The following is a 6555-nucleotide window of genomic DNA, read 5'->3' on the forward strand; positions in this document are numbered from 1 at the left end:
TGCAGGGTTCTGCTTTTTTTATTGAATATGTGTATTAAGTTTGATTACTTTCTTATGGAATCCGCAAGCTTTTTTGCTTCTGCTGTCAGTTCTCTTATTTTGTCAAATTCTCCTGCCTTCACAAGATCTCCTTTTACCATCCAGCTTCCGCCGCAGCAGAGGATTTTGTCACAGGAAAGATAGTCCTCAAGGTTTTTCGCATTGATCCCGCCGGTAGGCATAAAACGGATTCCTGTATAAGGAGCTGCCATAGCCTTGATCATTGAAATTCCGCCTGCCGGTTCTGCCGGGAAGAATTTTACTACCTTAAGACCTCTTTTCACTGCCTGCGCAACCTCAGATGGTGTGATACATCCCGGAAAAACAGGAATGTCTTTTTCCAGACAATAGTCTACGATCTTAGGATCAAAGCCCGGGCTTACGATAAATTTTGCTCCGGCGCCAACAGCCGCGTCTACCTGTTCTGTTGTAAGTACGGTACCTGCTCCCACAAGCATTTCCGGGAACTGCTCTGCCATGAGACGGATAGACTCTTCTGCTGCTTCTGTGCGGAATGTCACCTCTGCACATGGAAGGCCGCCCTCAACCAGAGCCTTCGCCAACGGTACTGCATCTTTTGTATCTTCCAGCACTACAACCGGAACCACACCAAATTTCTGAAATTTTTCTGCTATCTCTTTCATCTGAATTTCCCTTCCTTTTTATCTTTTTATATCAAAGTTCATTTCCATCACATGTCTGATCATAGATACATCATCGGTAATGTTTCCATCACCATGGATCGTATGCTTCACAGCACTGGCAGCAACACCGAAATTCACGGTATCTTCCGGTGTATACTCATTCATAAGGCCATAGATGATCCCACTTACAAATGCATCTCCGCCACCGACACGATCAAGAATGTGGAAGGTCAGGCGCTTGCTTTCGTAAGTCTTTCCGTTTAACCAGAGATATGCCATAAGACTGTTTTCACTGCAGCTATGTGCAAAACGGACATGTCTTGCAATGCATTTTATATTCGGATATCTGTCCGCAAATGCCCGGAACACTTTTTCCTGCTGTTCAAAATCCGGCTGAAACGGGATTCCATCCTTTACATCCCCTGCACTGTGGTCTTCTTCATTTTTCCAGATATGGTACGGCTCGATCCCGAAAAGGACATTTACATATGGAAGACAAAGTGTACAGAAATCTCTGGCCTCTTCCCAGGTCCACAGCGTACTTCTGAAATTTCCGTCAAAGCTTACGGTCATGTTCATTTCTTTTGCTGCCTTCAGGCAGTTTAAGATCAGATCCCTGCATTTTGTTCCAAGAGCAGGTGTGATTCCGCTCAGATGCAGCCATGTATATCCTTCCAGCATTTTTTTCACATCTGTTTTGCTGAAATCATACTCGGAAAAAGCGCTGTGTTTTCTGTCGTAAACTACCTTGCTGGGGCGGATTCCGTAGCCGGTCTCCAGATAATAGGTTCCAAGACGGTGTGTCGGAGTTTCTTCCGCTGTGGAATAAACCACACTGTCACAGTTCACATCATTGCTTCTCATCATACGTACAGAACTTTTTCCAAGACTGTTGTCCGGAACTACCGTAAAAAACGAAGCATCTATTCCAAGATTTGCCAGGGAAAGGGCTACATTCGCCTCGCTTCCCCCGTATCTTGCCTCAAAGGTTGTTGCTGTTCTGATTTTTTCATAATCCGGCGGTGTCAGACGCAGCATGATCTCGCCGAGAGTAATAAATTTATGTTTCATGATCAATACTCCAGATAGGCTCCCTTCATTGGGCTTGCAGCATGCTCACTGAAAAGTCTCAGCACGCCTTTTTTGTATTTTGGTTCTCTTGGCTTCCAGTTTTTACGTCTCTCGGCAAGGATCTGGTCGATCTCTTCCATAGACTTTCTTTCGCCTGCGATCCCGATGATGTTCAGCTTTCTTTCCATAACGTCGATCTCAATAAGGTCGCCTTCCTCAACAAGTGCGATTGGGCCACCGTCAACAGCCTCAGGGCTGCAGTGTCCGATAACAGGGCCTGTAGATGCTCCGGAAAAACGTCCGTCTGTGATCAGTGCGATACTCTTTCCAAGCTCTTTGTCACTGCTGATCGCCTCAGATGTGTAGAACATCTCCGGCATTCCACTTCCCTTTGGTCCCTCGTAACGGATGAATACTGCATCACCTTTCTGAACCTTATGCTTCAGAACTGCATCCAGACACTCCTCTTCACTGTCGAACGGTCTTGCGCGGAGAACGGATCTGAACATTTCCTTCGGGCATGCGGTGTGTTTGATCACAGCTCCCTCAGGTGCAAGGTTTCCACGGAGAACAGCGATGCTTCCGTCGGTTCCGATCGCCTTGTCATATGGACGGATGATATCTTCCTTTGTAAGGTTTACATTGTAACGTTTGTTAAATTCCTGAAGCCATTTGTCGCATTTCTCATAAAATCCGTTGTTCTTCAGCTCCTCAAGGTTTTCTCCGAGAGTCTTTCCTGTAACTGTCATCACATCCAGATGGAGATGTTCCTTGATTTCCTCCATGATCGCCGGTACACCACCTGCATAATAGAAGCACTCAGCGGGCCAGCGTCCTGCAGGACGTACATCCAGAAGGTATCTTGCATTTCTGTGCAGTCTGTCAAAGGTATCACCTGTGATCTCAATGCCAAACTCATGTGCGATCGCCGGAATGTGAAGCAGACAGTTTGTACTTCCGGAGATTGCAGCGTGTACAAGGATCGCATTCTCAAAGCTGTCCATAGTTACGATATCAGAAGGACGCATATTTTCCATCTGTGCGATCCTTACTGCCTGTCTTCCTGCCTCTCTTGCGAAAGCAAGAAGATCCGGGCTTGTTGACGGCATCAGAGCTGTACCAGGAAGTGTAAGTCCAAGTGCCTCTGCCATGATCTGCATTGTTGAAGCTGTTCCGATAAAGGAGCAGGCTCCACAGCTTGGGCAGGCATTGCATTTTGCCCAGTCAAGCTTCTCTTCGTCGATCTCTCCACGCTCAAACTTTGCACTGTACATTCCCAGCTGCTCAAGGGTCAGCATCTCAGGTCCCGCATTCATGGTTCCGCCCGTAACAAATACGGAAGGGATATTTACTCTTGCAAGTCCGATCAGATTTCCCGGTACACCCTTGTCACAGCTTGAAAGATATACACCGGCATCAAATGGTGTTGCATTTGCATGGATCTCGATCATGTTTGCGATCATTTCACGGCTTGCCAGGCTGTAGTTGATTCCGTCTGTTCCCTGGCTTTCACCATCGCAGATATCGGTACAGTTATAACGTGCACCAAAACCACCTTCTTCTGCGATTCCTTTACGAACTTCTTCCACAAGGATGTTCAGGTGTCCGCTTCCCGGATGGCTGTCACCATAAGTGCTTTCCACCATGACCTGAACCTTTCCCAGATCTTCTTTTTTCCATCCTGTTCCAAGGCGCAGCGGATCAAGCTCCGGTGCAAGCTTTCTCATTTCCTGACTTACTAACTTCATGATTTTTTCCTCCATTTCCTATTCTCTGATCAGATTCAGATTTTCCAGCTTTTCTCTAAGTTCCTTTACATCCTCTTCTTCTGCTCCGATTTCCACATTATCAAATGTAGGAAGACTGAATACTCCCAGCATGGACTTTGCATCTACGATATATCTTCCGCAGATCAGTTCCACATCCTTCCGGCAGCCGGATGCAGCCTGTACAAGATGCTTTGCATCATACATGTCTCTTAAATAAACCGGTATCTTTATCATTACGCTCTGCCTCCTATGCAAAAATTGAAATAACAAAGCCTACAACAAGTGCTGTAACACCGATCAGTGTTTCCATGATCGTCCAGGATTTTAATGTCGTTTTTTCGTCAATCTCAAGGAAAGTACTTACCAGCCAGAATCCGGCATCATTTACATGACTCAGTGCAGTTGCACCACCGCAGATCGCACAGCACATAGCAGCTCTGTAAAGCATGCTTGTATCCATTACTGCCGGCATAGTCGCCATGATTCCTGATGCCATGGTCATTGCCACAATGGAGCTTCCCACAGATGCCCTTACCAGGATTGCGATCAGAAACGCGATCAGGATCAGCGGAAGACCGCTTTTTTCCAGGGCCGGTCCGATAATATTTCCAAGGCCGGAATCCTGAAGCATCCATCGGATCACTCCGCCGCTGGCGATGACCAGAAGGATCATTCCAACCGGTCTCAGTGAATGATCCAGTATTTTCTTTAACTGTGCACCGGTAAAGCCACGACGGATTCCAAGAAAATACATTGCTGCAAGCGTTGCGATAGTCAGTGCCAGAAACGGTTTTCCGATAAATCCGAGAAAACTCTGTATTCCTGCCGGAATTGGCATGTATTTAGATACAGTACTGAGAAGGATCAGAACAAGCGGGATCAGTATCACGCCAAGCACCAGACCAAATGGCGGCAACTCTTTTCCATCATCTTTGATCTCTTCCACATTGGCCGGAAGTTCAGTGAAAATTTTGTTTCCAACCAGATTTCCCCAGATAATTCCTGAAACCAGCATACAGATCAGTGCAGTTGGAACTCCAACCATGATCATAGTTCCCAGGTTTACGCCAAGTGCATTGGCAACCAGTACAGATCCCGCAGAAGGCGGTACAAAAGCATATCCGCTGGCAAGACCTGAAAGAAGCGGAATCGCATAATACAGTGTGGATTTTTTTGTCTGCTTTGCAACACTGAATACCAGTGGGATCAGTACTACAACACCTGCTTCAAAAAATACGGTTGTACCGATCACCAGTCCGGTAAGTCCCAATGCCCATCCGGCTTTTTTCTGACCGAATTTGTCGATCAGTGTTTCCGCTATTCTTTGGGCTCCTCCGCTCACTTCCAGTATTCCGCCGAACATGGAACCCAGTCCTACCAGAAGTGCGATTCCCTGTAATGTCTTTCCAACACCTTTTTCTACTGTGTCTGAGATCATTTCCAGTGGCATTCCGGCACCTGCACCGATGATGATCGCTGAAATCATCATTGACAGAACCGGATGCAGTTTAAATTTGATGATCAGCACCAGCAGGATCACAATTCCCACTGCCGCAGCAAGCATCAATCTCATTGGATCTGCTGTAAATGTTGTTTCTTCCATTTTTTCTGCTTTTGCCTCCTTAATTCATCCGATGTTTTACTTTTCGTTAAATACATCTGACCTTTCTGCTGTTTTTTCTTTTGAATTGTGCTGATTTTCTTTGTTTTTGCTTCAATTCATCTGATGTATTTATAATATATTCATTCTGTCAAAAACGCAATACTGTAATTTTATCTAAATTATCGTCTTATTTTTTGTGTATTTTGTCGTTTTGACATTATAGTTTAAAGGAATTATTATAGATATAAGGAAAATATAAAAAGAAATAACGAATAGAAATGGAGAAACTCATATGATGATTTCGTCATCAGAAGAAAAAAGTCTTCCGCAAAAATTATCGGAAGACATCATCGCATTTATTTTAAAGGAAAATCTGCAGCCTGGAGACAAGCTGCCTAATGAAACGGTTCTGTCCGAACGTCTGAATGCCGGAAGAAGCTCTGTCCGCGAGGCAATGAAGCTTCTTGCTTCCAGAAATATCGTGACGATCCGTCAGGGATCCGGAACTTATATCGCATCATCTCCGGGAATGGTGGAAGATCCGCTGGGATTAACTTTTATCGGCAACAAGCAGAAGCTGATCCATGACCTTCTTGAAGTCCGTTTTCTGCTTGAACCCTCTATTGCAGCAATGGCTGCCACCCGCGCCAATAAAAAAGATATAAAAAAAATCACCACACTTTGTGATGATGTTGAAGCATTATTAAAAAAACATGCGGACCATACCCAGAAAGATATTGAATTTCATACAGCGATCGCGCTGAGCAGCAAAAATGTTGTTGTTCCGCGGCTGATTCCCGTAATTAACAGTTCTATTCCATTATTTGTCGAATCAACCAGTGGCGCTCTGCATGAAGAAACAATTGAAACACATCGTGAAATCGCAGATGCCATTGCAGAACATGATGCTTTGCGTGCCCAAGATGCCATGTACCTTCATCTGGTTTATAACCGTAAAAGAATCCTGCTTACAGAAAAAAATTCCTGATCTGTCGGACAGCATCCTTTCCGGATGCTGTCCGATTTTTCAGAAGTCTGGCTTCACGGTCTTCAGCAAGTACATTTTTATAGTAAAAATAAGCCCTGGAAATTCATCTTTCCAGGGCTTTCTAAGAGGTGCCACCCGGATTTGAACCGGGGATAGAGGTGTTGCAGACCTTTGCCTTACCACTTGGCTATGGCACCATGCTCCCCCTGTTGGACTCGAACCAACGACACTGCGGTTAACAGCCGCATGCTCTACCGACTGAGCTAAGGAGGAATATTTAATTTAAGGTTTGTACCTTAAAAACTACATACATGCTTGTTGATCGTTAATCAAACTCTTTGAATCAATTCTTAACCTGCGTTTCTTGGTCAAGCCCTCACCCGATTAGTAACAGTCAGCTCCATGTGTTACCACACTTCCACCTCTGCCCTATCTACCTCG

Annotated in this window: 6 protein-coding genes and 2 tRNA genes; 1 reads left to right on the top strand and 7 read right to left on the bottom strand. The window is 45.2% G+C overall.

Features of this window, described 5'->3' with window-relative positions:
- Positions 1-44: 44 nt before the first annotated feature.
- From AB5026_RS07215 to AB5026_RS07235, 5 genes are read right to left on the bottom strand one after another with little or no spacing between them, the layout of a single operon-like run.
- A complete protein-coding gene (locus AB5026_RS07215) occupies positions 45-683 on the bottom strand; it encodes a bifunctional 4-hydroxy-2-oxoglutarate aldolase/2-dehydro-3-deoxy-phosphogluconate aldolase (protein WP_021650734.1) in 639 nt (212 codons plus the stop codon).
- A gap of 18 nt (positions 684-701) precedes the next feature.
- Positions 702-1754 carry a sugar kinase gene (locus AB5026_RS07220; RefSeq protein ID WP_147603389.1) on the bottom strand — a complete coding sequence of 351 codons (1053 nt, stop codon included), beginning with the start codon at positions 1752-1754 and terminating at the stop codon, positions 702-704.
- Between the two features lie 2 nt (positions 1755-1756).
- Positions 1757-3502 carry a dihydroxy-acid dehydratase gene (ilvD, locus tag AB5026_RS07225; RefSeq protein ID WP_278635216.1) on the bottom strand — a complete coding sequence of 582 codons (1746 nt, stop codon included), beginning with the start codon at positions 3500-3502 and terminating at the stop codon, positions 1757-1759.
- Between the two features lie 18 nt (positions 3503-3520).
- Positions 3521-3757 carry an HPr family phosphocarrier protein gene (locus AB5026_RS07230; protein WP_059085314.1) on the bottom strand — a complete coding sequence of 79 codons (237 nt, stop codon included), beginning with the start codon at positions 3755-3757 and terminating at the stop codon, positions 3521-3523.
- 13 nt (positions 3758-3770) lie between these two features.
- Positions 3771-5126 (bottom strand): GntP family permease, encoded by a 1356-nt coding sequence (locus AB5026_RS07235; protein WP_059085313.1) that lies wholly within the window; start codon positions 5124-5126, stop codon positions 3771-3773.
- Between the two features lie 295 nt (positions 5127-5421).
- Here AB5026_RS07235 and AB5026_RS07240 point away from each other — a divergent pair, with 295 nt between their 5' ends.
- Positions 5422-6114 (top strand): FadR/GntR family transcriptional regulator, encoded by a 693-nt coding sequence (locus AB5026_RS07240; RefSeq protein ID WP_173733878.1) that lies wholly within the window; start codon positions 5422-5424, stop codon positions 6112-6114.
- Between the two features lie 126 nt (positions 6115-6240).
- On the opposite strand, the gene AB5026_RS07245 is transcribed toward AB5026_RS07240, so the two are convergent.
- Both AB5026_RS07245 and AB5026_RS07250 read right to left on the bottom strand, forming a co-directional pair.
- Positions 6241-6311 (bottom strand) — tRNA-Cys (locus AB5026_RS07245).
- Positions 6312-6314: 3 nt separating this feature from the next.
- Positions 6315-6387, bottom strand: a tRNA-Asn gene (locus AB5026_RS07250).
- Positions 6388-6555 lie beyond the last annotated feature (168 nt).

This window comes from Blautia sp. RTP21359st1_E11_RTP21359_211015, assembly GCF_040910705.1.
Classification (GTDB): Bacteria; Bacillota; Clostridia; order Lachnospirales; family Lachnospiraceae; genus Blautia_A; species Blautia_A fusiformis.